General features: G+C 71.0%; 27 protein-coding genes and 1 tRNA gene. 14 read left to right on the plus strand and 14 right to left on the minus strand.

Features of this window, described 5'->3' with window-relative positions:
- Positions 1–201 precede the first annotated feature (201 nt).
- Positions 202–771 (plus strand): O-methyltransferase, encoded by a 570-nt coding sequence (locus ACWD5O_RS01930; RefSeq protein ID WP_074319132.1) that lies wholly within the window; start codon positions 202–204, stop codon positions 769–771.
- Positions 772–777: 6 nt separating this feature from the next.
- On the opposite strand, the gene ACWD5O_RS01935 is transcribed toward ACWD5O_RS01930, so the two are convergent.
- Both ACWD5O_RS01935 and ACWD5O_RS01940 read right to left on the minus strand, forming a co-directional pair.
- The gene (locus ACWD5O_RS01935; RefSeq protein ID WP_450084331.1) at positions 778–2,253 is read right to left on the minus strand and encodes a leucyl aminopeptidase family protein; all 1,476 of its coding nucleotides are present in this window, start codon (positions 2,251–2,253) and stop codon (positions 778–780) included.
- A 147-nt stretch (positions 2,254–2,400) separates the two neighbouring features.
- A complete protein-coding gene (locus tag ACWD5O_RS01940) occupies positions 2,401–2,568 on the minus strand; it encodes a DUF3117 domain-containing protein (RefSeq protein ID WP_007455245.1) in 168 nt (55 codons plus the stop codon).
- 190 nt (positions 2,569–2,758) lie between these two features.
- Here ACWD5O_RS01940 and ACWD5O_RS01945 point away from each other — a divergent pair, with 190 nt between their 5' ends.
- Positions 2,759–3,577, plus strand: coding sequence for a PaaX family transcriptional regulator (locus tag ACWD5O_RS01945; protein WP_354964553.1), 819 nt, complete (start codon positions 2,759–2,761; stop codon positions 3,575–3,577).
- 4 nt (positions 3,578–3,581) lie between these two features.
- Complete coding sequence (locus ACWD5O_RS01950) at positions 3,582–4,373, plus strand: enoyl-CoA hydratase-related protein (RefSeq protein ID WP_354964552.1); 792 nt, start codon at positions 3,582–3,584, stop codon at positions 4,371–4,373.
- A 23-nt stretch (positions 4,374–4,396) separates the two neighbouring features.
- On the opposite strand, the gene ACWD5O_RS01955 is transcribed toward ACWD5O_RS01950, so the two are convergent.
- From ACWD5O_RS01955 to ACWD5O_RS01970, 4 genes are all read right to left on the minus strand, one after another.
- Positions 4,397–5,020, minus strand: a complete 624-nt coding sequence (locus tag ACWD5O_RS01955; RefSeq protein ID WP_354964551.1) for a hypothetical protein — start codon at positions 5,018–5,020, stop codon at positions 4,397–4,399.
- A gap of 12 nt (positions 5,021–5,032) precedes the next feature.
- A complete protein-coding gene (locus ACWD5O_RS01960; protein ID WP_450004512.1) occupies positions 5,033–5,614 on the minus strand; it encodes a DNA-3-methyladenine glycosylase I in 582 nt (193 codons plus the stop codon).
- Positions 5,615–5,701: 87 nt separating this feature from the next.
- Positions 5,702–6,196: an SRPBCC family protein gene (locus tag ACWD5O_RS01965; protein WP_354964549.1), complete on the minus strand. Its 495-nt coding sequence runs from the start codon at positions 6,194–6,196 to the stop codon at positions 5,702–5,704.
- Entirely contained in the window at positions 6,193–6,771 is a 579-nt protein-coding gene (locus tag ACWD5O_RS01970) for a DivIVA domain-containing protein (protein ID WP_450084332.1), read from the minus strand. Before ACWD5O_RS01970 ends, ACWD5O_RS01965 begins: the two co-directional genes overlap by 4 nt.
- 155 nt (positions 6,772–6,926) lie before the next feature.
- Between ACWD5O_RS01970 and folP the strand changes: the two genes are divergently transcribed.
- On the plus strand, positions 6,927–7,796 hold the full coding sequence (gene folP / locus ACWD5O_RS01975; RefSeq protein WP_354964547.1) for a dihydropteroate synthase: 870 nt from the start codon (positions 6,927–6,929) through the stop codon (positions 7,794–7,796).
- 66 nt (positions 7,797–7,862) lie between these two features.
- Here the strand turns inward: folP and ndhC are convergent, their stop codons facing one another.
- The gene (gene ndhC / locus ACWD5O_RS01980) at positions 7,863–8,240 is read right to left on the minus strand and encodes an NADH-quinone oxidoreductase subunit A (protein ID WP_074316464.1); all 378 of its coding nucleotides are present in this window, start codon (positions 8,238–8,240) and stop codon (positions 7,863–7,865) included.
- 129 nt (positions 8,241–8,369) lie between these two features.
- On the opposite strand from ndhC, the gene ACWD5O_RS01985 reads away from it, so the two are divergent.
- The 3 genes from ACWD5O_RS01985 (at position 8,370) to ACWD5O_RS01995 (ending at position 13,006) form a co-directional block, all read left to right on the plus strand.
- Positions 8,370–9,812, plus strand: a complete 1,443-nt coding sequence (locus ACWD5O_RS01985; protein WP_450084333.1) for a hypothetical protein — start codon at positions 8,370–8,372, stop codon at positions 9,810–9,812.
- A 316-nt stretch (positions 9,813–10,128) separates the two neighbouring features.
- On the plus strand, positions 10,129–11,976 hold the full coding sequence (locus ACWD5O_RS01990) for a 2-oxoacid:acceptor oxidoreductase subunit alpha (protein WP_354964545.1): 1,848 nt from the start codon (positions 10,129–10,131) through the stop codon (positions 11,974–11,976).
- Positions 11,969–13,006, plus strand: a complete 1,038-nt coding sequence (locus ACWD5O_RS01995; RefSeq protein WP_354964544.1) for a 2-oxoacid:ferredoxin oxidoreductase subunit beta — start codon at positions 11,969–11,971, stop codon at positions 13,004–13,006. The genes ACWD5O_RS01990 and ACWD5O_RS01995 overlap by 8 nt, the downstream gene beginning before the upstream one ends.
- A gap of 226 nt (positions 13,007–13,232) precedes the next feature.
- Here ACWD5O_RS01995 and ACWD5O_RS02000 read toward each other — a convergent pair whose 3' ends face one another.
- Together ACWD5O_RS02000 and ACWD5O_RS02005 are read right to left on the minus strand one after the other, a co-directional pair.
- The gene (locus tag ACWD5O_RS02000; RefSeq protein ID WP_450084334.1) at positions 13,233–15,035 is read right to left on the minus strand and encodes a trypsin-like serine protease; all 1,803 of its coding nucleotides are present in this window, start codon (positions 15,033–15,035) and stop codon (positions 13,233–13,235) included.
- 345 nt (positions 15,036–15,380) lie between these two features.
- On the minus strand, positions 15,381–16,025 hold the full coding sequence (locus ACWD5O_RS02005; RefSeq protein ID WP_354964542.1) for an FMN-dependent NADH-azoreductase: 645 nt from the start codon (positions 16,023–16,025) through the stop codon (positions 15,381–15,383).
- A gap of 82 nt (positions 16,026–16,107) precedes the next feature.
- Here ACWD5O_RS02005 and ACWD5O_RS02010 point away from each other — a divergent pair, with 82 nt between their 5' ends.
- Entirely contained in the window at positions 16,108–16,596 is a 489-nt protein-coding gene (locus tag ACWD5O_RS02010; RefSeq protein ID WP_450084335.1) for a MarR family winged helix-turn-helix transcriptional regulator, read from the plus strand.
- Between the two features lie 22 nt (positions 16,597–16,618).
- Here ACWD5O_RS02010 and ACWD5O_RS02015 read toward each other — a convergent pair whose 3' ends face one another.
- Positions 16,619–17,632: a potassium channel family protein gene (locus tag ACWD5O_RS02015; protein ID WP_354964540.1), complete on the minus strand. Its 1,014-nt coding sequence runs from the start codon at positions 17,630–17,632 to the stop codon at positions 16,619–16,621.
- A gap of 168 nt (positions 17,633–17,800) precedes the next feature.
- Between ACWD5O_RS02015 and ACWD5O_RS02020 the strand changes: the two genes are divergently transcribed.
- The 5 genes from ACWD5O_RS02020 (at position 17,801) to ACWD5O_RS02040 (ending at position 21,797) form a co-directional block, all read left to right on the plus strand.
- Positions 17,801–18,313, plus strand: a complete 513-nt coding sequence (locus ACWD5O_RS02020; protein ID WP_354964539.1) for a SigE family RNA polymerase sigma factor — start codon at positions 17,801–17,803, stop codon at positions 18,311–18,313.
- 11 nt (positions 18,314–18,324) lie between these two features.
- Complete coding sequence (locus ACWD5O_RS02025; RefSeq protein WP_450084336.1) at positions 18,325–19,437, plus strand: hypothetical protein; 1,113 nt, start codon at positions 18,325–18,327, stop codon at positions 19,435–19,437.
- A 111-nt stretch (positions 19,438–19,548) separates the two neighbouring features.
- Positions 19,549–20,046, plus strand: coding sequence for a helix-turn-helix domain-containing protein (locus ACWD5O_RS02030; RefSeq protein WP_354964537.1), 498 nt, complete (start codon positions 19,549–19,551; stop codon positions 20,044–20,046).
- A gap of 136 nt (positions 20,047–20,182) precedes the next feature.
- Positions 20,183–20,782, plus strand: coding sequence for a ClpP family protease (locus ACWD5O_RS02035; RefSeq protein WP_387323103.1), 600 nt, complete (start codon positions 20,183–20,185; stop codon positions 20,780–20,782).
- 262 nt (positions 20,783–21,044) lie between these two features.
- Positions 21,045–21,797 (plus strand): hypothetical protein, encoded by a 753-nt coding sequence (locus ACWD5O_RS02040; protein ID WP_387323101.1) that lies wholly within the window; start codon positions 21,045–21,047, stop codon positions 21,795–21,797.
- A 75-nt stretch (positions 21,798–21,872) separates the two neighbouring features.
- Here ACWD5O_RS02040 and ACWD5O_RS02045 read toward each other — a convergent pair whose 3' ends face one another.
- Both ACWD5O_RS02045 and ACWD5O_RS02050 read right to left on the minus strand, forming a co-directional pair.
- Positions 21,873–22,358: a hypothetical protein gene (locus ACWD5O_RS02045; RefSeq protein ID WP_387323099.1), complete on the minus strand. Its 486-nt coding sequence runs from the start codon at positions 22,356–22,358 to the stop codon at positions 21,873–21,875.
- Between the two features lie 305 nt (positions 22,359–22,663).
- Positions 22,664–22,990, minus strand: coding sequence for a zinc finger domain-containing protein (locus ACWD5O_RS02050; RefSeq protein WP_450084337.1), 327 nt, complete (start codon positions 22,988–22,990; stop codon positions 22,664–22,666).
- 100 nt (positions 22,991–23,090) lie between these two features.
- Here ACWD5O_RS02050 and ACWD5O_RS02055 point away from each other — a divergent pair, with 100 nt between their 5' ends.
- Positions 23,091–23,642, plus strand: a complete 552-nt coding sequence (locus ACWD5O_RS02055) for a hypothetical protein (protein ID WP_450084338.1) — start codon at positions 23,091–23,093, stop codon at positions 23,640–23,642.
- A gap of 92 nt (positions 23,643–23,734) precedes the next feature.
- Here the strand turns inward: ACWD5O_RS02055 and ACWD5O_RS02060 are convergent.
- A tRNA-Arg gene (locus ACWD5O_RS02060) sits at positions 23,735–23,807 on the minus strand.
- A gap of 1,150 nt (positions 23,808–24,957) precedes the next feature.
- A complete protein-coding gene (locus ACWD5O_RS02065; RefSeq protein ID WP_450084339.1) occupies positions 24,958–25,866 on the minus strand; it encodes an MFS transporter in 909 nt (302 codons plus the stop codon).
- Between the last annotated feature and the right edge of the window lie 3 nt (positions 25,867–25,869).

The raw sequence follows: 25,869 nt of genomic DNA on the forward strand, positions 1-25,869 counted from the left end.
GTCAGCGGTTGCCTCCGGTGATCGCGGGGGACGGAGGCGCGGCTGCGCCACGCGACGGTCGCCTCTACGCTCACAGTGCCAACCCGCCCCCGCACCACGCACCGCCCCCGGAGGTGCCCCATCGCCACGGTCGCCGGTTCCGGCAGTTCGACGACCCAGGCTCAGCAGTTCGCCGAGTCGTACGTCACCGAGGATCTCGTCCTGCGCACCGCCCGCAGCCTGGCCCACGAGGTGGGCCTCGACGCGGTCACCCCCGGCGCCGGAGCGGCGCTACGACTGCTGGCCGCAGCCGGCAACGCCCGCGCGGTGGTGGAGATCGGCACCGGCACCGGGGTGAGCGGTCTCTGGCTGCTCCGCGGCATGCGCGCCGACGGCGTACTCACCACCATCGACGTGGAGGTGGAGCACCAGCGGATCGCCCGGCGGATCTTCAGCGAGGCCGGCTTCGCCGCCGGCCGCACACGGATCATCACCGGTCGCGCCCTCGACGTGCTGCCCCGGCTCGCCGACGGGGCGTACGACCTGGTCTTCGTGGACGCCGAGGCGACCGGCTTCCACGCCTGCGTGGAAGCCGCGCTGCGGCTGCTGCGCCCGGGCGGCGTGCTCGCGCTCAACGGCATGCTGGCCGGCGGCCGGATCGGTGACCCGGCCGCCCGGGACGCGGAGACCGTGACAGTCCGGGAGACGATCAAGGCGGTGCGGGAGTCCGAACACTGGATTCCCGCGCTGCTCCCGGTCGGGCACGGGGTGCTCGCCGCGGTGAAGTGCTGACTCCGGTCAGTCGACGCTGGCCAGCCACCGCAGGAGCGAGCGGACACCCCACCCGGTCGCGCCCCGGCTGACTTCGGCGTGGTCGCTGTCCGCCCAGGACGGGGCCGACATGTCCAGGTGCAGCCAGCGATCCCGCAGCTCGCCGGTGAACTCGCGCAGGTAGAGTGCGGCCACCACCGACCCGGCACCCTGGGTCGGAGCGCTGTACAGGTCGGCGATGTCGCTGCCCAGGTACTCGACGTAGTCGGTGTGCAGCGGCATCCTCCAGGCAGCCTCACCGGCCGCCTCGGACGCGGTGAGCACATCGGCGGCCAGCCGGTCGTTCTCGCTGTACAGGGCGGCGGTCCGCTTGCCCAACGCCACGGCGTTGGCCCCGGTGAGGGTGGCCAGGTCGAGCAGCAGGTCCGGCGCGAGCTGCCGCACCGCGTACGCCAGCGCGTCGGCGAGGACCAGCCGGCCCTCCGCGTCGGAGTTGGTCGTCTCGCTGGTCGTCCCGCCGTAGTGCCGGACGATGTCGCCGGGGCGGAACGCCGAGCCGCTGACCATGTTCTCGGCCAGCGGGGCCAGCGCGGTGACCCGGACCGGCAACCGCAGCGTCGCGGCGCCGAGGGTGGCGGCGACGACCGCGGCCGCGCCGGCCATGTCCTTGCGCATCAGCTTCATCGCCGGCACCGGCTTGATCGAGATCCCGCCGGTGTCGAAGGTGATGCCCTTGCCGATCAGCACCACATGGGTACGCGCGCCGGCAGGGTTCCAGTCGAGCTCGACCAGGCGGGGGCCGCTGGCCGAGCCGCCGCCCACGGCGAGGATCCCGCCGAAGCCCTCGGCAGCCAGCTCATCCGGCCCACGGACCCGTAGACGCAGGTCCGACAGGTCGGCCGCGGCGGAGGTCACCTGGTCGGCGAACCACTGCGGGTTCTTCACGGAGGAGGGCGTGTTGGTCAGGTCGCGGGCGAGTCGGGTCATCGCGGCGGTGGTCCGAGCCGTGGCGATGGCGGCCTCGTGCGCGGCCGGGTCGGCGAGCAGCAGGTCGACGCCGGCGAGCGCGGGCGGGTTACCCGCCTCGGTCAGCCGGAACCGGTACGAGGCGAGCAGCAGCCCCTCGGTCAACCCGCGGACTGCGGCCGGTGTCACCTCCGCGGGAAGCGCGAGAGTGATATGCGTCTCATCTACGGCGGCGCGGGCCAGGGCCGCGCCGGCGGTCCGCCAGGCCGCCTCGTCGCCGTCGCCGATGCCGAGCAGCAGCAGCCGGCCGGGGGTACGCCCGGGGCGCAGATGGGTGCGGATCTCGCCGGCCCGGCCGGTCAGCCGGGCGACCGGCGCCAGCGCGGCGGCCTCCTCGGCGGTGCCGTCCGGCAGTGCGACGGCGGTGGGCGCCGGTACGGCGGAGGCGTCGCCATCCGCTGCCTGGTCGGCGGGACGGACGGGCAGGACAAGGACGTCGAGCCGGTCAGGCTCGGCGATCAGACGGATGGCGAGCACGCGGAACCGCACCTCCAGGAAAGTGTCGCGGAGCGGGGCCGGACCCGTTTCTCCGCACAGATGAAGACCCTGAGCCACCGGCGATGCCGGTGGCTCAGGGACCGAGGAAGGTTCCGGGCGGCGTACGCCGCCCGGAACAATCCTCACTCAGCCGGCGGCCGCCTTCAACGCGTCACCGAGCGCGTTGGCCTCGTCGGGAGTCATCTCGACGACGAGCCGGCCACCGCCCTCCAGCGGGACCCGCATGACGATGCCCCGGCCCTCCTTGGTGACTTCCAGCGGACCGTCGCCCGTCCGCGGCTTCATCGCCGCCATGTTGTCTCCCCTCAGACCTACACCAGGGTCGGTGGGTTGCCCCACAGCCACTTCGTCACGACCACCCGCAACGGTCGCGGGGGTGTCGACCAACGATTTTCCCTGATGAACACCGCCGGACCCAAACCGGAGCAGCATTGATGTAACAGCATCTAGCTTATCTTGAGAAGGCCTGTCACAATGTGCGGTCATGCAGGCACGGTCGGCACTCTTCGACCTGTACGGCGACCACCTCCGGCCGAGGGGTGGCCGCGCACCGGTCGCCGCCCTGGTCAAGCTACTGGCACCGTTGGGAATCGCGCCGCCGGCAGTGCGCACCGCCGTCTCCCGGATGGTGCGTCAGGGCTGGCTCGACCCACTCCGACTGGCGTCCGGACCGGGATATTCGATCACACCGAAAGCCGCCCGGCGACTGGACGAGGCGGCAGCCCGGATCTACCGGACCGGCCGGGTCAGCTGGGACGGGCGGTTCGATCTGCTCGTGCTGGAGGCGCCCGGCTCCCGCCGGGACCGGCAGCGGCTCGCCGCCAACCTCAGCTTCCTGGGCTACGGCACGCTGGATGAGCAGACCTGGGTGGCCACCCGGCCCGCCGAGGACGTCGACCTGCTGCTCGCCGAGGCCGGTGTCCGATTCGAGCGGTTCACCGCCTCGCACTTCGCCGGCACACCCGGCGCGATGGGCGTGGTCCGCCGGGCCTGGAACCTGAGCGAGATCGGCCGCGCCTACGAACGGTTCGTCGCGGACCAGCGCCCGCTGCTCGCCGCGGTCACCGCACGCAGCAGCGAGGAGGAGGCGTACGCGGCCCGGTTCCGGCTCGTGCACGCCTGGCGTACCTTCCTGTTCCGGGACCCGCAGCTGCCCCCGGCGCTGCTGCCCGAACGCTGGCCCGGCACCGCCGCGGCCAGTTTCTTCGACCGGCACGCGGCCCGCCTGCGTCCGGCCGCCGACCGGTACGTCGAGCAGTGCCTCGACGCCGGCAACCGCATCGTCCGACAGAAGGGTCGTTAGACACGTGACCGAACCGTTGCTGGTCGACCGGACCGACGCCGTCGTCACCCTCACGCTGAACCGGCCGAACGCGATGAACGCCCTCGACGTGGCGCTCAAGGAGGCCCTGCGGGACACCCTCGCGGAGCTGGAGACCGACCGGTCCTGTCGGGCGGTCGTGCTGGCGGGCGCGGGTGGGTCGTTCAGCGCCGGTCAGGACCTGCGCGAGCACGTGTCGACGCTGGAGGGCGCCTCGGGTAACCCGCTGGACACCGTACGGGCGCACTACAACCCGATCGCCGCCCGGCTGGCCAACCTGCCCAAGCCGGTGGTGGCCGCCGTCCGTGGGATGGCCGCCGGGGCGGGCGCGTCGCTGGCCTTCCTCGCCGACATCCGGATCGGTGGCCCGGCCACGAGCTTTCTGATGGCCTTCGCCCGGGTCGGCCTCGCCGCCGACACCGGCGCCTCCTGGACGCTGCCGCGACTGGTCGGGCACGCCAAGGCGGTGGAGCTGCTGATGCTGGCCGAGCCGGTACGCGCCGAGGAGGCCAGCCGGCTGGGGCTGCTCAACCGGCTGGTCGACGACGACGAGCAGGTGCTGCCGACCGCGCAGGAGCTGGCCGCACGCCTCGCCGCCGGCCCCACCGTCGCGTACGGGGCGATCAAGCGGCAGCTCTCCATCGCCGACGCCGGCACCCTCGCCGACGCGCTGGCCGCCGAGGCGCAGGCACAGGCGATCTGCGGCGCCACCGCCGATCACCGGGCGGCCACCCTGGCCTTCGTCGCGAAGCAGAAGCCGGTCTTCGAAGGACACTGACCGCGGCAGCCCGACGGGGCCTTCTAGTCGTCCTCTTCGGGGTCCTGGTTGGCCTCCGCGCCCAGCACGAACGCCTGCATGGCCAGCTCGTCGCCGGAGGGTGACACGAAGGCGGGCAGCTCACGCGGCCCCAGCTCCTGCACGTATGACCAGAAGAGCCGGACCGCCTCGGCCGGTGTGCCGGCCTCGATCGGCAAATCGAGGCTGACCAGCCAGGTGCGCCGCGCCGGGGGCGGGCCGAGCCGGTCGGCGAGCGCCCGGAAGGCCGCCGGATCCAGCGCGGTGACGGGCCCGTCGAGCGTCAACCGGTCGGCCGGCACCGGCTCGTCGAAGGCCCTCCGGGTGTACGCCACGACGAGCGCTCCGGGCTCGACCGGGGACTGCGGATCGTCCGGGTCCTCCCGGTGCCGTTGGGCCGGCGCGGTGACCCGGCCGAGCGCCACCAGCCGGGGCGGCGTGTCGGTCAGCACCGCCACCCGGTCACCGGGGCCCGGCCGGCTGACGCCCGTCAGCCCGGTCAGCTCCAGCGTGTCGTGGTGCACGAGCCGCTCGGCCTCGTACCGCTCGGCGGGCAGCAGCACCGCCCAGGTGCCCGTCCCGTCAGCGTGCCCGGCCTCGCCGGCCCGGTGGGCGGTCTCGGTCGTCATGCTGCCATCCCATCACGCCGCGGGTGGGAGCGTGACGTGGCAGCCGACGATGTGATCGTCGACCATGCCGGTGGCCTGCATGAGCGCGTACGCGGTGGTCGGGCCGACGAACCGGAAGCCGCGCTTCTTGAGCGCCTTGGCCATCGCCGTCGACTCGGGGGTGATCGCCGCGAGCTCGGCGAACGAGGCGGGGCGGACCGGCCGGTGCGCCGGGGCGAAGGACCAGAGCAGCGCGGACAGCCCGTCGGGCAGCTCGAGCGCGGCGCGGGCGTTGGCGATCGCCGCCTCGATCTTGGCTCGGTTGCGGACGATGCCGGCGTCGGCGAGCAGCCGGGTCACGTCGGCGTCGCCGTAGCCGGCGACGGTCGGGATCCGGAACTCGTCGAAGGCCAGCCGGAACGCCGGGCGCTTGCGCAGGATGGTCAGCCAGGACAGGCCGGACTGGAACGCCTCCAGGGTCATCCGCTCGTAGAGCGCGTCGTCGCCGTGCAGCGGCCGCCCCCACTCGGTGTCGTGGTAGACGGCGTAGTCGGGGGTGCTCGCCCCCCAGGCGCAGCGTGGCAGCCCGTCGGCGCCGATCACCAGGTCAGTCACCTCGTACACGCTAGGCCATCGGGCCGACAGCCCATCGCCGCCGGCGGCCCGGCGGCCGGCGGTGCCCGGCGGCCGCCGCGAGCATGGTCAGGGCAGCCGGCCCTGCTCGACCAGACGGGCGAACCTCTTCAGCGCCTGGGTGAGGCCGACCTTGGAGCCGGGCCAGAGCACCGGCCACGCCAGCCGACCGGCCGGGCCACCCGGCAGGTGGAACCACTCGTGCCAGACCACCTGGGTGCGGGCCCGGTCCATCTGGGTGCAGCGCAGCACACCCGGGCCGCGCAGCAGCCGGCCGCAGTGCACCACGCCGATCTCGTACGGCTCGTCGACCCGGACCACCCGCATCTCGTCGCGCAGCACCACCGGGCCGAGCGCGGTCACCGCCTCGATCAGGCTGCCCTCACGGCCGTCGCCCTCGACCACCCGCAGTCGGGTGAACGGGATCCAGTCGGACTGACGTTCCCAGGCGAGCAGCGCGGTGAAGACCCGTTCCGCCGGGGCGTTCACGATCACCGTTGCGGTCACCTCGCCGGCGCCGGGTTGGGCGGCCTCGCGAAGATCGTCGGCGCCCGGGTCGGTCACGCCGACTCCGACCGGACCACCGCGCCGTGCTGTCCGGCGCCACCGGCCGGCTCACCGTCGGTCGGCTCGTCATCCGCTGGCGCGACGGCCGGGGCCACGCCGTCGGAGTCTGCCGGGGAGGAACTGGCAGCGGGCAGCGCGCCGGCGGCGCCGGAGTTGGCGTCGTCGCCCGGCCGCGGACCCTGACGAGCCGCCGCATCCTCGTTCGTCGCCGCGGTGGCGGACTGCTCACGGGCCTGGCGCAGCGCGTCCGCGTCGGCGGTGCGTCCCGCACGCAACGCGGTGACCTCCGCCTCCAGCACGCCGATCAGCTCAGACTTGTAGCCGATGTCGTAGGCGGCGCGGCGCATCGCGTGATCGACCTGGGCCATCCGGTACCCGCGCAGCCCGGTGTCGAAACGGACCGCGCCCACATCGGATTCGCGCAACGGCCGGGTGACCGGCAACGACACGGCCTGCGAGTCCGGTTCGGCGGGCGCCAGGCCCGGATCACGACCGGTGACCAGCACCGTCACGCCGAATACCACCGCCGCGACGGTCAACGCCACGACCAGGAAGAGCAGAAGCTGACCCATGCACTGATCGTGGCATGGCGACCGGCCGTGAGCGAGCCCACCACCCACCCCGATCACGATCATCGCCGACGCCGCCGGGCGTCCTGGCCGGCTGACCGGCTAGCGTCGGGACCGGCCGACGCGGCGGCGACGGTGCGGACTCTCAGGAGGCGGGCATGGCCGGGGCGCTTCGGCTGGGTGGGCGGACGTTCGCCCCCGGCGAGCTGGTGGTGATGGCGATCGTCAACCGCACGCCGGACTCGTTCTTCGACCGGGGCGCCACCTTCGCCGCCGACAGCGCGCTGCGCGCGGTCGAACGGGCCGTGGACGAGGGCGCGGCGATCATCGACATCGGCGGGGTGAAGGCCGGCCCCGGCGCCGAGGTGGACGTCGCCGAGGAGATCCGGCGCACGGTGGACACCATCGCCGCCGTCCGGGCCGCGTTTCCGGAGGTGGTCATCTCCATCGACACCTGGCGCGCCGAGGTGGCGGTGGAGGCCGTGGCGGCCGGCGCCGACCTGCTCAACGACACCTGGTCGGGCGCCGACCCGGCGCTCGCCCAGGTGGCCGCGCAGACCGGCGCCGGCCTGGTCTGCTCGCACGCCGGCGGGCTGGTCCCGCGAACCCGGCCGCACCGGGCCGCCTTCGACGACGTGGTCGCCGACGTGGTCGCGACGGTGACCGGCCTCGCCGAGCGCGCGGTGGCGGCGGGGGTACGCCCGGACGGAATCCTGATCGACCCGGCACACGACTTCGGTAAGAACACCCGGCACTCCCTGGAGATCACCCGCCGGCTGGACGAGTTGACCGGGACCGGCTGGCCGCTGCTGGTGGCGCTCTCCAACAAGGACTTCATCGGCGAGACCCTGGACCTGCCGGTGGCCGAACGGTTGGAGGGGACGCTCGCCGCGACGGCGATCTCCGCCTGGCTGGGTGCCCGGGTCTTCCGGGCCCACCAGGTCGCGCCCACCCGCCGGGTGCTGGACATGGTGGCCTCGATCCGCGGCGACCGGCCGCCAGCGGTGACCCGCCGGGGCCTGGCCTGACCGCTCGCCCGGCAACCGGCCGCGAACGGCCGGACGGACCGGCACGATCGCCGGAGGCCCGCGCGGTCAGGTCCAGCGCAGGATGTTCCTACGCCAGGCATAGAGGATGCCCAGCGCGAGCACCGCGACGAACACCGCCATCTCCACCACCGTGACCAGGCCGAAGCCCGGCCGGTCGAAGACGACCGCCCAGGGGAAGAGGAACACCGCCTCGACCGCGAAGAGGACGTAGAGGTAGGCGTAGACGTAGTAGCGGATCTGCATCTGCGCCCAGTCCGCGCCGACCGGGTCGAGCCCGCACTCGTAGCTGGTCCGCTTGCCGTGCGGCTCGGCCGGTCGGGCGGGACGTAACACCCGGTTGGCCGAGAATGCCGTAACGAAGAACAGGACGCTGGCGAGCAGCAAGAGCCCGAGCGTCGCGTACGAGCCCAGGTAACCGGTCACGTCCGGGAGCCTACCGCCCGCCCGAAAGGGCCGTCCCGAACACGTTACGGACTTGTTTCCGAATGGGACTAGTGCTCGAAGGCAACTGTTACCGAATACTGGACCCCCACCCATGTCACCGGAGGACAGATGGCCAGCGCGCAGGTTCCGCCCGGCTCCCGGGCCGCGGGGCGGCGTCCCGCGCCCCTGCTGGCGACCTCGCTCGCGCTCGGCCTGCTCGCGGCGCTCGCCGTGGCACCGGCCTGGGCCAGCGCGGCGACGCCGGACGCCAGCCCGGTCGCGGTGGTGAGCGATCCGGTGACCGAGCCCGAGCCCGTCCCCGAGACCACCCCGGCGGAGGAGCCCACCCCGACCGAAGAGCCCGGCGGCGATCCCCTGCCCACCGAGACGGCCCCGGAGACCACCGCACCGCCATCGGAGACGACGCCACCGGCCCCGCAGACCACCGCGCCGGACGTGACACCGGCGCCGACCACCGCCGCGCCCGCGCCGGGCAGCACCACCCGCCCACCCACGCCCGGACCACCGGCGCCCCCCGCGCCGTCAGCGCCCCCGGTCCGTCCGCCGGCACCGGGCCCGGACGCGCCGCCGCCGAACCCACTCGGCGTGCGGGTCACCACCGAGGACGTCACCCTCACGGGCGGGTACTGGAACGCCGCCAGCACCGCCACCACGCTGCGGGTCACGGTGACGAACACCGGCACCACCGCCCAGCGGATCCGACTCTCGTACACCCTGCCCGCCGGGCTGACCGACGCCGGGACGAAGGGCTGCACCGCCACCGGTGGTGGCGCGTACCGCTGCGGGGCCTGGACGGCCGAGGCGGGCGCTCGGTTCAGCAGCCTGCTCCGGCTGCGGGTCGCCGGCACCGCCTGGAAGCAGATGCCACTCAGCGGGTCCGTGCGGGTCACCGCGAGCGCGCCGGGAATCACCGGCGAGGCGGCCGACGTCCAGGGCTTCGCGGTGCTCTTCCCACCGGGCCCGCCGGTGCCCGGGATCTCGCTGGCCGCCGACGAGATGAGCTTCGACATCAGCGGCGCGGCGAGCACCCTCGCGGTCCGGCTGGGCAACACCGGAACGGTGGACGCGGCCGGCCGGGTCGAGGTGGTCCTTCCGCCCGGGGTGAGCGTGCCGGCCCCACCGGCGGGCTGCGTGGCGATCGACCCGACCCGCACCCGGTGCGACACCGGCCCGGTGCCGGCGGGCAGGACCGCCGATCTGCGGCTGCCGCTGGAGGCGACCGCGCAGGCCCAGCAGGAGGCGCCGCTGTCCGGCGCGGTGATCGGGCAACTCGACCCGCGTAGCGGCCCGACCCGACAGGTGCAGATGAGTTTCCGGATCACCGCGGCCGCCGCGCTGGCCACCCCGGTGGTCTCCCCGCCCGCGCCCACCGGCTCGCAGGGCGTGCTCCCCGCCGGGGGTTCGGCCGACGACGGCGGGATGACCTCGGTGCAGCGCACCGCGATCACCCTGATCGTGATCTCCGCGTCGCTGGTGGTGCTGGCCCTCACGCTGGCCACCACCTCGCTGCGTCGCCGGCTCACCGACCCGACCACGGCCCGCACCGACTGACCGGCCACACCACGTGTCCGGCATGCGGCGAGGGTCGCTGGCGGGACGGCGACGGTGATCTGAATTACGGCGGGCTGCGCGAAACGCCGCAATACGGCGTAATCCTCAACCGGATCCGGTCCCAGTCGGCGGACCTCCGGGGAAGGTCGGGGGTCTGTTCGACGTAGGCTCTCAGGTGAGGAACGACAGCGGACCGGACCAGCCTGGAGCGGTGCGGTGCAGCGTTGCGTCAAGGAGGTCCCGTGACCGGGCAAGGCGAGGTCACCATCATGTTCAGCCGCCCGCGCGACCGCGCGCAGCGAAGCGAGGTGCAGGCGTGACCAAGCAGATCCGTCAACTCGACCGGGTGGTCATCCGGTTCGCCGGTGACTCCGGCGACGGCATGCAGCTGACCGGCGACCGGTTCACCTCGGAGACGGCGCAGCTCGGCAACGACATCTCCACACTGCCCAACTTCCCCGCCGAGATCCGGGCGCCCGCCGGCACCCTGCCCGGCGTGTCGAGCTTCCAGGTGCACTTCGCCGACTACGACATCCTCACCCCGGGCGACGCGCCCAACGTGCTGGTGGCGATGAACCCGGCGGCGCTCAAGGCCAACCTGGCCGACCTGCCCCGCGGCGCGGACATCATCGTCAACATCGACGAGTTCACCAAGCGCAACCTCGCCAAGGTCGGCTACCAGGCCAGCCCACTGGACGACGACTCGCTGGCCGGCTATGTCGTGCACCCGGTGGCGCTGACCTCGATGACCGTCGGCGCCCTGGCCGCGTACGACGTGTCCAAGAAGGACGCCGAGCGGTCGAAGAACATGTTCGCCCTCGGCCTGCTCTCCTGGATGTACTCCAGGCCCTACGAGTCGACGCTGCGCTTCCTGGAGCGTAAGTTCGCCGCCCGTCCCGAGCTGGTCGCGGCGAACGTGGCCGCCTTCAAGGCCGGCTGGAACTTCGGCGAGACCACCGAGGACTTCGCGGTCCGCTACGAGGTCAAGCCGGCGAAGATGCAGCCGGGCACCTACCGCAACATCACCGGCAACGCGGCGCTCTCGCTGGGTCTGGTCGCCGCCGGAGTCCGCTCCGGGCTGCCGGTCTTCCTCGGCGCGTACCCGATCACGCCAGCGTCGGACATCCTCCACGAGCTGAGCAAGCACAAGCGCTTCGGCGTGCTCACCATGCAGGCGGAGGACGAGATCGCCGCGGTCGGGGCGGCGCTGGGCGCGTCGTACGGCGGGTCGCTCGGGGTGACCACCACCAGTGGCCCCGGTGTGGCGCTCAAGAGCGAGACGATCTCCCTCGCGGTGGCGCTGGAGCTGCCGCTGGTGATCGTGGACGTGCAGCGCGCCGGCCCGTCGACGGGCATGCCGACCAAGACCGAGCAGGCCGACCTCAACATGGCGCTCTACGGCCGGCACGGCGAGGCACCCGTCGCGGTGATCGCGCCCAGGTCGCCGTCGGACTGCTTCTTCGCCGCGCTGGAGGCGGCCCGGATCGCGCTGACCTACCGCACCCCGGTGATCCTGCTCTCCGACAACTACGTCGCCAACGGCTCGGAGCCGTGGCTGCTGCCCGACGTGGAGTCGCTGCCCGACCTGCGGGTGGAGTTCGCCACCGAGCCCAACGGCGAGGACGGCACCACCTTCCTGCCCTACCTGCGTGACCCAGAGACCCTGGCCCGGCCGTGGGCGATCCCGGGTACGGCGGGCCTGGAGCACCGGATCGGCGGCTTGGAGAAGGCCGACAAGACCGGCGACATCTCCTACGACCCGGCCAACCACGACTTCATGGTCCGCACCCGCGCGGCCCGGATCGAGACGATCCCCGTGCCGGACATCGAGGTGGAGGACCCGGACGGCGACGCCCGCGTGCTGGTGCTCGGCTGGGGCTCGACGTACGGGCCGATCGGTGCGGCGTGCCGCCAGCTCCGCCAGCGTGGCCTGTCCATCGCCCAGGCGCACCTGCGGCACCTCGCCCCGATGCCCGCCAACCTGGCTGAGGTGCTGCGCTCCTACGATCGGGTGGTCATTCCGGAGATGAACCTGGGCCAGCTCGCCCACGTCATCCGGGCCCGCTACCTGGTCGACGCGATCAGCTACAACCAGGTCCGCGGCCTGCCGTTCACGTCCACGGAGCTGGAGACGACGCTGGAAGAGGTGCTGAAGAATGTCTGAGCCCGTCGCCCTCAAGCTGACCGCCAAGGACTTCAAGTCCGACCAGGAGGTCCGCTGGTGCCCCGGCTGCGGTGACTACGCGATCCTGGCGGCCATCCAGCAGTTCATGCCGGAGCTGAACATCCCCCGGGAGCGGACCGTCTTCGTCTCCGGCATCGGCTGCTCGTCCCGCTTCCCGTACTACATGAACACGTACGGGATGCACTCGATCCACGGCCGCGCTCCGGCGATCGCGACCGGCCTCTCGGTGTCCCGGCCCGACCTGTCGGTCTGGGTGGTCACCGGTGACGGTGACGCGCTCTCCATCGGCGGCAACCACCTGATCCACGCGCTGCGGCGCAACGTCAACCTCAAGATCCTGCTGTTCAACAACCGGATCTACGGGCTGACCAAGGGGCAGTACTCGCCCACCTCCGAGGTCGGGAAGATCACCAAGTCGACCCCGGCCGGTTCGGCGGACGCCCCGTTCAACCCGCTCTCCCTCGCGCTCGGCGCGGAGGCCAGCTTCGTCGGCCGGACCATCGACTCGGACCGCAAGCACCTGCAGTCGGTGTTGCGGGCTGCGGCCGAGCACCAGGGCTCCGCGTTCGTGGAGATCTACCAGAACTGCAACATCTTCAACGACGGGGCGTTCGACCAGCTCAAGGATCCGGCGACCCGGGACGACTACCTGATCCGCCTGGAGCACGGGCAGCCGATCACCTTCGGCGGCGCCGACGGCCGGTTCTGCGTGGTGCACCCGCCGGGCGGGTTCGGCCTGGAGGTCCGGGAGACCAGCTCGGTCCGCCCAGAGGAGATCGTCGTGCACGACGCAACGGTGGCCGACCCGGCGTACGCGTTCGCGCTGTCCCGACTGCCCGGCCTGGACCTGCGCAACACCCCGATCGGAGTGTTCCGCTCGGTGGACCGGCCGTCGTACGACAGCGTGGTGCAGAGCCAGCTCGCCGCCGCCAAGGCGAAGGTCACCGAGACCCCCGAGCAGCAGCTCGCCGGCCTGCTGGGCAGCGGCGACACCTGGACCATCCTCTGACCGGACGTTCCGAGCACGGCCGGGCCGGCGCCGGAACGTCCGCGAGCGTTATACCTCTGAGGCATATCTATGACTCTGAGGTATAACGCTCGTGACTGTGTTGGGCTGGCACGAGGGTTGGGCCGAGGAACCGCAGGGGCGCTCGTGGCAGCTGGACAGCGATGAGAAGGGGCCCGCAACCGATCCGGTTGCGGGCCCCTTCCGTTCGCGGTGGCGCAGACCTCGATCAGAAGATCGGGTTGAAACCGCCCCAGCCGCTGGAGATCACCTTGCCGCTCGCGTCGAGCCACTGGCCGTAGCCGTTGGTGGTGTAGAGACGCATCTGGTTGCTGCTGTTGACGCCCAACAGATCCATCATGTTGTCGCCGCTCCAGTCACCCGGAACCATGATGTTCTTGTAGTTGGCCCAGCCACTGCCGATCTGGGTACCGGACGGGTTGGTCCAGCCGCCCGTGCCGTTGGACTGGTACATCTTCAGCACGCCCGTGGAGGTGCGGCCGATCAGCACCTCCAGCCCGTCACCCTTCCAGGCGCCCGGGGTGAGGAACAGGTTGAACCCGTTCCAGCCGGTGCCGATCCGGGTGCCCGACGGGTTCTCCCAACCGCCCGCACCGTTGCTGGTGTAGCGGATCAGGTCGCCGTTGGACTTGCGGACCATCAGGCTCGGCCGGTTGTTACCCAGCCAGTTGTTCGTCACCATGAGAGCGGTGAAACCCGCCCACCCGCTGCCAATCTTCCGGGCCCCGCCGACGAAGTTGCCCGCGCCGTCGGAGTCGTAGATGAACAGCTCACCGGTCGGCTTCATGGCCATGATGGACGGCTTGTTGTCGCCGTTCCAGTTGTAGACCCGGAAGACCCGGGTGAAGCCGGACCACCCCGCGTTGATCTTCCGCTTGTAGTAGAAGCCGCCACTACCGTCGTTGGAGAAGCCGCTGCCGTAGTACAGCTGGAGGTTGCCCGCGCTGTCCCGACCGATCAGGTCGGTGTGCCCGTCGCCGGACCAGTCGGCGTTGATCAGCTTCGGCCGGGTCAGGTCCGCCTTGATGGCGTTGCTGTAGTAGCTCAGCCGCTCGTAGTAACCCGGGGACGACCCGCACGGCTCGAAGCCCCAGTCGGTGATGCCGACCTGGACCCCGTTGACGAGCAGCGGACCGCCCGAGTCACCCCCGCAGGTGTCGCTGCCCGGCGTGGTGTCGGTGCCCGAACCGGCGCAGATCATCCGGTCGGATCGGTAGAGCGCGCCAGCTGCACAGTCCTCGTTGGACCGCATCGGGACGGTCGCCTTGCGCAGCCGGCTGTCCATCACCGCGTCGTTCGACGAGGTGACGCCGTAGCCCGCGATCTGGGCCGGCGTGCCGGCCGCGTACGGGCTCTGGTCGCCCTGGGCGCTCAGCGCCACCGGGGTGTACGCGCTGGGCAGGTTCTGCTTGAGCGTGAGGACCGAGACGTCGTCCAGGATCGGAGCGTAGGGGTCCTGGTACTGCTGGGCGATGTTCCAGCTCGGGTGGGTCCAGGTCGAGCTGACCTCGGCGACGTAACCGCTGCCGGGGATGATCTGACCGTTGCTGTCGAACAGCCGGTCCTTGCCGGCGAGGACCCGCGTGGTGCCGGGCCCGTCGGCGGTGCAGTGCGCGGCCGTCAGCACCTTGTTGGGGGCGATGATCGAGCCGGTGCACCAGTACCAGTAGTACTCCCCACCTTCCTCAATACTGGTGACGATGCCCACGATGTACGGAAACTCGGAGGCGCTCGCCAGACTTCCCTGGAAGACCTTGGGAGACGCAATCGAGCCGGACTCGAACGCCCGGCCCTTGGCGCCCGGCTCGGGAAGCGTGAGCTTCCCCTTGTGCAGGTTCGGCAACTTGCTGAACCGGTCCGGTTGGGAACTGCTCGCCGCGTCGTACACGTCGCCCCCGGCGGGGGCGGCGTGAGCACTGGTCGCGGGTGCGACCGCCGCCGCGCCCGCGAGAGCGAGGCCCGTCGCGACACCGGCGTACCACCGCCGTCGGGCTCCTGCGGATGTTGCCACTTCAGCCACTGATTGTTTCCCGTCGTCCGATTAACGAGGTACTCGGAACGGCCCGGATGAGATGCGTCCGAACGGACGGGAAGGTGACGACCGACGCCGGAGCCTCCGGCGCCGTGCGAAATTGTTCCCCCGTCGTGCCTGCGCCAGCGACACCGCGCGAGCACTCGCTGCGGCGACCTCATTGGCAGTTCCAAGCCGCCACACCGTAGCAACCATCACGGCGCGAAAAAAGCTCCAAATAGAGGGTCTTCGCTCGGCCTAGGGGAGGAACGTGGGACCTCCGTCCGGGGGTGGCTGGCCTTCCGGCGCGGAACGGCCAGCCACCGTCCAGACCAGAGGTCTCGCTCAGCGCTGCGCGGAGGACGGCAGCCAGAGGTTGTCGATCTCCTTCTCGGTTGCCGCGAGGCTCGCCTCGTGCAGCGGGATCAGCTCGGCCATCGCCGGGACCGACGGGGCGAGGGTCAGCTCGGTGCTGATGAAGCGCGGCTCCATGCCGGTCAGCGCGAGGCCGTGCGGAAGCCACGGCTCGGCGTGGTCCCAGCCGTAGCGGGGCGTGCCCTCGCCGTAGCCACCACCCCGGGTGGCCAGCACGACGAACTCCCGCCCGCCGAGCAGACCCTGCTGGGAGGCCGGGTCGTACGCCAAACCGGGCACGATCAGGTGGTCGACCCAGGCCTTGACGCTGCTGGGCGCGCCGTAGTTGTAGAGCGGCAGCCCGAGCAGCACCACGTCGGCCTGCTTCACCTCGTGGATCAACTGCTCGCTGAGCTCCCAGGATTCGCGCTGCGCCGGGGTGTGCTCGTCGGGGGGCGTCATCCGGGCCAGGCCGCCCGCCGCGTCCAGGTGCGGCAGCGGCTCGGCGCCCAGATCTCGGTACGCCACCGTGCCGTTGGGGTGGGCCGCCTGCCAGACGGCGACAGCGCGGGCGGTGAGCCTCCGGCTGACGGACCATTCGCCACGGATGCTCGAGTCGATATGCAGCAGATGCATGATTCCTCCTCCAGGGATCGTTCGTGAAGCGCCAACTATTTATAGCAGGCCGATGTTCCATCAGCTCGGTAGACTGGGTCACATGCCCGCCGCATCGCTCGACTCTTCGGAGCACCGCTCCGGCCCGCTGCTGGACCATCTGGCCCGGCGTATGCGGCTGCGGTCCGAGTCGGTGCTGTCGCCGCTGGGCCTGCGGCCGCGGCATCTGGTCGCGCTCACCGTGCTGCGGGACGGCGGCGGCACCAGCCAGCAGGCGCTCGCCCGCACCCTGGCCATGGACGGCACCAACATCGTCGGGCTGCTCAACGACCTTGAGTCGATGCAGCTGGTCCAGCGGCGCCGCTCGGCCGCGGATCGCCGCCGGCACGTCGTCGAACTCACCGATGACGGGGCAAAACGCCTCAGCGAGGCCGAATGCGCCATCGCCGCCGCCGAGAACGAGGTGTTGGGGGCGTTGGAGCCCGACGATCGGGAGAAGCTCTACCTACTGCTCCGACAGGCCGCCAGCGGGACGACGGTCGCCTGCGAAGCGGTGATCCTCGAGGACACGTCTCCCGTCGACGGCCGCTGACGCCGTCGCAGCGGCGGGCGCCTCAGACCGCCGAGGTCGACTGGGGGCGGTCGTCGCGGACGTGCACCAGCATGTCGCCGGTCTCGATCACGGCGCCGGCCCGGTCGGCCAGGGTGACCACCTTGCCCCGCCGCACCAGGGCGATCACCAGAGAATCCAGCTCGCGCGGCGAACGACCCACCTCGTCCCGCTCCGCCGAGCGCATCGCCAGCGCCATGCCCTGACCCGGGGTGAGCAGGTCCTCCACCACGTCGATGAGCGGCGGGGCCGAGGTGGAGAGACCGAGCAGCCGACCGGCGGTGGCCGAGGAGACGATCACGTGGTGCGCACCGCTCTGCTTGAGCAGCGGGGCGTTCTCCGCCTCCCGGGCAGCCGCGATGATCCGGACCTGACCCGCGGTGAGCTGCCGCACGGTCAGCGCCACCAGCACCGAGGCGTCGTCGCTGTCGGTCGCGATGATCACTGCCTTCGCGTTCCGGACGTGCGCCTCGTTGAGCACGGACGACCGGGTCGCCGAGCCCTCGATCGCGACCAGTCCGGCAGAGGTGGCCTGCCGCAGGGCAGCGCTACTGCGCTCCACCACCACGATCCTCGACCGATCGAGGCCGTTCTCCAGCAGGGCGGAGACCGCGCTGCGGCCCTTGGTGCCGTAGCCGCAGATGATGACGTGGTCCTTCACGGTTCTCCTCCACCGCGACAGGCGACGGCCGGTCCGGTACTGATCGGTCAGGACTTCCAGGGTGGTACCGACCAGGATGATCAGGAAGAGCACCCGGGCGGGCGTCACGAAGAGGACGTTGACCAGCCGGGCCGACGGCGCGGCCGGGGTGATGTCGCCGTAGCCGGTGGTGGAGAGCGAGACGACCGCGTAGTAGAAGCAGTCGAGCAGCGTCAGGCCGTCCTCGTTGACGTCGCGGTAGCCGTCCCGGTCCAGGTAGACCGCGCTGACCACGGCCAGGACCAGGGCCAGCGCGGCGGCCAGCCGTAGGCTCAGCGCGCTCAGCGGACCCCGACGCTGCGCAGGGAAATGGATCACCGTCGAACCTGCTCCGCCACTGTCACCTGCACGCCCACAACATAGCTGGTGGGCCGTACGCCGCACGTCCGGGTCGCGCGGCGGACAACCGGCCCCGGGCCCGCACCCGACTACCTGACGACAACGACGAACCGGTGCGGGCCGGCAGACGGAGGGGGCGCGACCCTCGTGACGACAAGCGGCGGACGGCGAGCCGAGGCCGACGACGAATACACCGAGTACGTGAGATCCCGGATGGTCCAGTGGCGACGGACCGCGTACCTCATGTGCGGGGACTGGGACCGGGGCGACGACATCCTGCAACGGGTGCTCACCGAGCTGTACCGCTCCTGGAGCCGAGTGCGGCAGGCCGATCACCTGGACGCCCTGGTCCGCACCATGCTGCTGCGGCGGCTGATCGACGAGCGGCGGTTGCGCTGGTCCCGGGTACGGCTCGGCGCCGCACTGCCCGACGTGTCGACGGCCGCCACCGACCCGACCGACCGGATCACCCTGGTCGGCGCGTTGCGACAGGTGCCTCCACGCCAACGCGCGGTGCTGGTCCTGCGGTACTTCCAGGATCTCAGCGTCGAGGAGACCGCCCGGGCCATGGGCTGCACGACGGGAACCGTCAAGAGTCAGACCGCGAAGGGTCTGGCCACCCTGCGCACCCTGCTGTCCACCAGCCTGACCGGCAACTGAGAGGAGCGACGATGCTGGATGAACGCCAGATTGGCGACCTGATGCTGGCCGAGATCGAATCGGCGGAGCGACCCTCCGCGGTGTTGGACGTGGACCGGGCGATGACCACCGCGCGGCGGCAGCGCCGCCGCGCACAGGGGGTCGGTGCGGCGCTGCTGGTGGCGGCGCTGGCCGTCGGCGGGCTGACCGTCCCCGACCTGTTCGCCCCGGAGGGCCCGCCGGCACCGTCCGGTGCGGCAGCCCCCGCCGGCCAGACCGGTCTGCCGGCCGCACTCACCGCGGTGGATCCACAACGCGTGTACGTCCGGTTCGGCTGGCTGCCGGACGGGTTGCCCAATCTCCAGTACCAGGCCGGGCTGCTGCTCTCCGGTCCCGGGGTCTACCTCGGCGCGTCCAACGCCCCCGGCAGTGACCAGCGGCGGAGCGTCAGCGTCGACCTCTACCCGAAGGGAGTGGAGCCACCGGCACCGCAGCGCGACAGCGGGCAGCCGGCCACCGTGACCGACACCAGCGACGGGCCCGACCTGAACGGCGGGGCCAGCACCTTCACCGCGTACGGCGGCGCCGAGGCGCCGGAGGCCATCCTGCGCTGGCGGTACGCCCCGGACGGCTGGGCACAGCTCCGGGTGGTCGGCACCGGACCGGACGTACGGGGCACCGCGGTACAGGTTGCCCGATCGCTGCGATTCGGCGCGGACACCGTCCCGATGCCGGCGACCGTGGCGGGACTGCCCACCAACCTTCGGATGATCACGGTCAACGTGTCCGAGTCACTGGACGAGCCCCGGTCCTGGTACGCCGGGTGGACCTGGACCGCGCAGCCGACCACCGCCGAGCCCCAGTGGCAGCGGGCCCGAACGCTGTCCGTCGGGGTCTCCCGCTACCGCCACATCACCGATCCCGCCGACAATGAGTACGTCGACCCGAACACCACCGTCGACGGGCACCAGGCGCGGTTCGGTGGACAGGACGGCAACGAGTCGCTGACCGTCTACGACGTGAACGGGGCGAACGTGTCGTTCGACGACAGCGCCCTGCTGCCCGCCGGCGGCACCCGGGCCCTGTTCCGGCACATCACGCTGACTCGGGACCCGGCCGACTGGCACACCCACCTGACCCGATGAACCGTCGGGCCCGCGCCAAGCCGCGGGGCGGGCCCGGACGGGTCGGCCCCGACGGCCGGCAACGGGCATGATGGGGGTGGCCAAACCGACGACCGCGAGAGTGAGGTCCGCATGTCGTTGCTGCGACGAGTGATCGGCGGGGTGCTGCGCCGCCTGCGCCAGAGCCAGGGCCGCACGCTGCGCGAGGTGGCCGCGTCCGCCGGCGTCTCCGTGCCGTACCTGTCAGAGGTCGAGCGGGGCCGCAAGGAGGCCTCGTCGGAGGTGCTCGCGGCGATCTGCCGGGCGCTCGGCATCCGCCTCTCCGACCTGCTGGAGGAGGCCCGCGACGATCTGCGCCGGGTCGAGCCGCGCATCCCGGCCGCGCCGCGGGCGGTGCTGAGCCGGCTCGAGCGGGTCGAGGTGGCTCGACGGGACGCCGGCAACCACACACTGCGGGTGGGCCCGCGCACCGCCGGGCCGATCCTGCACCGGGGGCCGGGGGCGGCCGGCCCGACCCTGCACGTCGGCGCGATGGCCTCCGCCGGTGGCTTGCGCCCCGGTCCGCGTACCGCCGCCCTGCGGGGCTGTGCGCGGGCCCGGGCGGGTGCGCGGCGGCTGACCGCCGCGTAGGCCGCGCGGGTTCTGCCGTCGGCGGATCTGCCGGCGGAAGAATCCCTGGGCCAGCCACCGTCGCCGCGCGCACGCTGGAGGGGCCGGTCCACCGGGCGGTCCCACCGCCCGCCGGCACGGCGGAGGGCGACTGCGAATGATCGACAATGGTGTACGGATGCTGGACGGCGGGCAGCCGTCCTTCGGTGATCAAGTGTTCGAGCGGCTGCTGCGGGAGCGCATCGTCTTCCTCGGCACCGAGGTGACCGAGGAATCAGCCAACCAGATCTGCGCGCAGATCCTGCTGCTCGCCGCCGAGGACGCCGAGCGGGACATCTACCTCTACATCAACTCGCCGGGCGGCTCGGTGAGCGCCGGGATGGCGGTCTACGACACAATGCGCTACGTCCGCAACGACGTGGCCACGCTGGCGCTGGGGTTCGCCGGTTCGATGGGGCAGTTCCTGCTGTGCGCCGGCGCGGCCGGCAAGCGGTACGCGCTGCCGCACTCGCGGGTGATGATGCACCAGCCATCCGGCGGGATGGGCGGCACCGCCTCGGACATCACGATCCAGGCGGAGAACATGCTGCACGTGAAGCGGACCATGCAGGAGCTGATCGCACAGCACAGTGGACGGACGCTGGACGAGATCCAGCGAGACTGGGACCGGGACCGCTGGTTCACGGCCGAACAGGCCTTGGAGTACGGCCTGATCGACCACGTGCTCACCCGCGCCGAGCAGCTACCGTCGGTCTGACCTGTGCCAACGCCGGACGCGGCCCCCTCGATCCGCGTCCGACCAGGCACGAGCGGGCCTGAGTGGTGCCGGCCCCGATACGTCCGAGCCTATTCCCGCCGGTGGGAATAGGCTCGGCTGGAGAGGCGCAGCGCATTTCCACAGATTCTCGTTACAGAGATCGAAGTAAATCCGATGCGCCCCCAGCCACCGACACCTCGGCATCGCGATGGGGGTGATGCCGGAGAAAGGCGGCCAGCGGCGGTCCGTTAGGGTCACGTCTATGCGTCGACTGATCCCAACCCTTTCGATCGCCCTCGCCGCCGCCCTCGTGGCTGGCTGTGGCACCAACTCCACCGGCGACTCCGCCGCACCCGCAACGTCCACAGCGGACCCGGTCACCGCCATCCGGCAGGCCATGGATCGCAGCCTCGCCGACACGGTCACCATGGACGCCTCGATCAAGGCCGGCACCCAGTCGATCACGCTCAGCGGAAAGATGGACCCCGCCTCCCGGGCGGTCCAGGTCACCGGCAACGCCCCGGAGCCGATGGAGGCCCGGCTGATCGACGACGCGGCCTACATCAAGTCGGACTCGCTCGAGGGCGAGAAGCCGTGGATGAAGATCGACCTCAGCAAGCTCAAGCCGACCAGCTCGCTGCGCCAGTCCTTCGACCTCAAGGCGCAGACCGGCATCATCGGCGGCGTCGTGTCGGCGCAGGATGCGGGCGGCGGCCGCTACACCGGCACCGCCGACCTGGGCAAGGCGGCCGAGGCCGCCAGTTCCGATGGCGGCATGCGCCAGGGCCTGGAGTCGTCCGCGAAGCTGGCGAAGGACCCGACGGCGATCCCGTTCGAAGCGACTGTCGACGCCGATGGCCGCCTCACCGCGCTGTCCTACACGATCGCCACGAAGACGGTGGGCGACCTGGTCACCGACATGCGCATGAGCGACTTCGGCGAGAAGGTCTCGGTGACCGTACCGCCCGCCAACGAGACCGAGCCCGCCTCCGCGGAGATGTACAAGTTCCTCTGATTCCCGATAGAACGCGGTGCCCTCCGGATGGCCCGGAGGGCACCGACCGTTTCTGCGGGAACACCACCGCCGCGATCAGCCATCGCGATCGGCCGCGTACGAGGCCGGCGGTTGGGCGCTCTTTGCCGTCGTCGTGGCGAGGAGCCCGCACACGGCGGTGGCCAGTCCGAGGGCGACCGCGGCCGGGTTGACGTACCCCGGCACGGACGACGTGACGTACGTGTCGCCACCGTCGAGGTGGCACTCGAAACGGAGCGGCAGGTAGCTGACCCCGTACCCGGTGACCTGGCTCGCCAGTTGCGTCCCGGCTTCCCGACACGGCTGGATCGGGAAGGAGCCAGCTCCCCCGTCCTCCGCCTGCATCACCGCGACGCCGACGTGGAGCAGTCCCCACGCGTACATGGCGACGGCGGCGGCGCCGACGAGGAGCGCTGCCGCCCGCAGCCGCGCCGGCCGGGAGCGCCCGCCTCTACGAAACACCGCGACGAGCCCCCGAACGGTGAGGACCACCGTAGTGACGGCGCCGCCGAGCGCGGCGAGGAGCAACACGAGAAAAAGCATGGCGCCGTCCTTGGTCTCGCGGGGTCGTCACGGCGCCGAACGGGCGGCGCGGTGACTCAGCCCAGGTCCTGTCAGCAGTCGAACGGTCGACTGCTTCGGGAACCCAATCACCCGCTGACGGCCACTGTCCAAGACCGCACGTCTGTCGGTCCGATAGGCGTCCGGATATCAGCCCTGCCTGTGGGGGTCTGCGGGTCGTCCCGGCGGGAGGCACGGCGGGAGGCATCCAGAGCCGAAGCCCCCGTCGCCACGGCCGGGAGCGCCTTCGCCTCGCCTCGCCTACCTGGATCTTGCCCCAGAGGTCATCAGCGGAGTGGAGTGGGGAGAGGCACTTCCCCGCTCAGCGCCTTCTCAGCCAACTCGATGCGCTGGCGGTGGAGCGCGTCGTCGCTCAGAGGGTGGCCAGGCACGTTGACACAGCGTTGGGCTGCCAGGGCATCGCAAACCGGACATTGAAGGAACATCCCGCCGGATGGCACCAGTTCGACACCTTGAGCCAGGGCCGCTCGGCCGATCTTGACGATCGCCCTGTAAGGGTCGTAGTCCTGGTGCCGCGCAGCGGCAGCGGCCACCGCCCGCATCCCTTCCCAGAACTGTTCGGCGGCCCTTGGTTCGTCTACGTCGATGCGCACGATTGCGCATCCCCGCCCTCTGACCGGCCAAACCTCACGGTGTTGCTGTCCACATGGTGGGGTTTGTGTATGGTCCGTCGGTGGTCTTGGGGAGATCCTGTTGCCGGCGTGGCTTGCCGTGACGCCGATATCGCGGTGGCCGGTGCTCGCGCCGGCAGTCGCGGTCGGGGTGCTGGTGCTCGGCCTGGCGCTCAACGCCGCAACGATCATTTACGACCTTACGCGTTACGACGCCGTGTACTACGTGCCGCCCGGGGAGGCGTCCAACCGGAGTGGTTCTGCAGACCTCGGCATCCAAGTCGTCAATCAACTGGCCTTGGTTCTGTCCGGCCTGGCCGTGGCTGGCCTGCTCCTGTCCATGGCGGGGCTCGTGCGCGGCAGGACGTGGGCACATGTGACGACCCACATCCTGACCGCTCCATTCGCTCTTTGCTGTGGCCTGACGTTCATCAACGATCCAGGCTCATCCGCTGAAAACCCGGGGCATATCTGGGCGCCGACCTGGGTTCGCGTTGGCGATGCGCTGGTGCTACCCCTGCTTGTGGGCGCGGCAACCGTCGTCGTGATCCTGCTGTTTGTCCCGGCGGTGCACCGGCGCTTCCACCCGTCCGGTCGGCAGCGCGACCCGCGAGGGCTCCGTCATCACGAATAGCTGAGCCGTTGCTGGGCTGCCACCGCAGGCCGGCTCCTTGCGGAGCCGGTGCGTGTTTCCTGCTCAGGTAGATTTCTGGCTGATCATCGAGGTGCCCCCGGCAGGATTCGAACCTGCGACACACGGTTTAGGAAACCGATGCTCTATCCCCTGAGCTACGGGGGCGCGAGTGGTCAGTGTAACGACCTGCGGGTCGACCCGCGTTGGCAGGGAGTGACCCGCGTTGACCTGCGTTGACCTGGCGGACCGGCCCAACCGACGACCACACGCCGATCACACCGGGCAGGTCCCGACCATGATCGTTGACCTCGGTTGACCACAAGCGGCACGGATTGACCCGGGGTGGCTCCCGCTGGAGAGCACACGGCGTACACATCAGCAAGATCAATTATGGCCTGTCGGCGGACCCTCACCTCGCACCCAACGCCTGATCGCCCACGCTCATGGAGACTTCGCCACCCCGCGAATCGGTCGCGGTCACTGCTCGTAGAGGCGGTGCGCCGGGACGACCGGAGCGATAAGGACGGAGCATCCCCGGATCGGCGAACGTGGAGCATCTGATCCGTAGTCCGAATCCATCAGAGGCTTTCTACGCCGTGTAGCCGTCACTTCCGGCGTGTCGCTGAGTGCTGCTGCGTGCCGAAACAAGCGGCCGAGTATCTGCTGGTCAGGGCGATACCGCGCGCAGAGCGCGACATCCTGCGGGGCGACGATCGGCCACCCAGGCCGTGCTGTGCTGGTCTAGCTCCGACCGTGCTGGTCATGCGCCGAACATCCGAGCACCAACGGAGCACCATCACGGCTGGTAACCACCGGCAGCGGGCCATCGGCCGTGCCTACAGTGGCGTTGGGCGATCCGCGCGGACAGCCGGCCGCCGGCGCACGGTTTCGGTACTGATCAGCGGTGGACGAACGTCGGGCGGGGCCCGGGTTCCCGAACGGGTGCGGTTCGTCACGAAGCCGCAGCTAGGCGTTGAACAGCACGCGGGGCGAGCGAGGCCACTGTCCGACCCACGCCGTGTCCAGCAGCCGAAGCAGCCCGGTGCCCATGAACCGGCGGACCGCGCGGACGAATTCGTCGTAGGGCACACCAGTGGGCGGTCGACGGCCCCGGACAGCGCCACGTGCCGAGCCTGAGCGGGGCGTGCGTTGCTGAGCCGCGAAGGAGACATAACGCCAGACCGCCACCGGCGTCGGGCAGCTCGCGTGGCTGGATGCGAGGCGCCGCTCCCACGCCCGCCTGATGACGGCCGAGGTCGTTACCAGGGACGGAGAGCCCGCCGACACGCTCGTATCCACCGAGGCCATCACACGCCTACTGTTGCCGGGCGGGTGGAGTGCGTCGGAGGTTGCGCACCTGCGCGGACAACAAGGCCGCGAGGCACGACAGCACAATCAGCCCGCCGGCGCCAATGAGGGTTTCTCGAACGCCGATGGCATCGGCAATCGGGCCCGCAACCGCGAGCCCGACAGGGCCGAGGGCTAGCGAGCCGAACATGTCGTAGGCGCTAACCCGAGACAGCGATTCTTGCGGCACATGGGTCTGCAGTCCTGTGTCCCAAAGCACGCCGGAGATGTCGGCGCAGATGACCATGCAGAAGGCTGCGGCGACAATGATCCACAGTTGCGCCGGCCCGGCAAGCAGGAACAACGGCAAACACAATCCGAATGCCGCAACAACGACTGTCCGCATCGGGTAGATGGGACGCATCCGCAGCGCCACGAACGAGCCCACCAGCAGGCCCGCCGACAATGCTGCTGCGATCGCCGCCCACGCCGCCGCGCCACCAAGATGTTGCTTGGCGACGACCGGGCCGAGCACATTGAAACCGCCGGTGAAGCAGGCGTTAACGACTGCAGCCGCCACCACAATCACCCATACCCACTGTCGAGAGCTGAACTCATGCCAGCCATGCCGAAGATCTTCGACCATCGTCGAACGTTCGGCCCGTAAAGTGTGCGCGACACTAATACCGGCGAGCAATGCCGCAGATAGGAAAAATGAGGCTGCATCAACCATCAAGGCCCAACCAGGCCCTACGGTAGCGACCAGAACGCCAGCGATCGCTGCGCCGACTATGTTGGAAAAGTTGACCGACATCCGAAGCAGAGCGGCGCAAGTGCCGTGGCAGGGCGATGGCATAGTCGGCCGGCGTGCCGTTGACCAGGGATTTAGAGACGAGTTCGGCCTCTGTAGAGGCGTAAGAAGCGGGTGGAGCCGCATCGG

This window comes from Micromonospora sp. NPDC005161 (assembly GCF_053599855.1).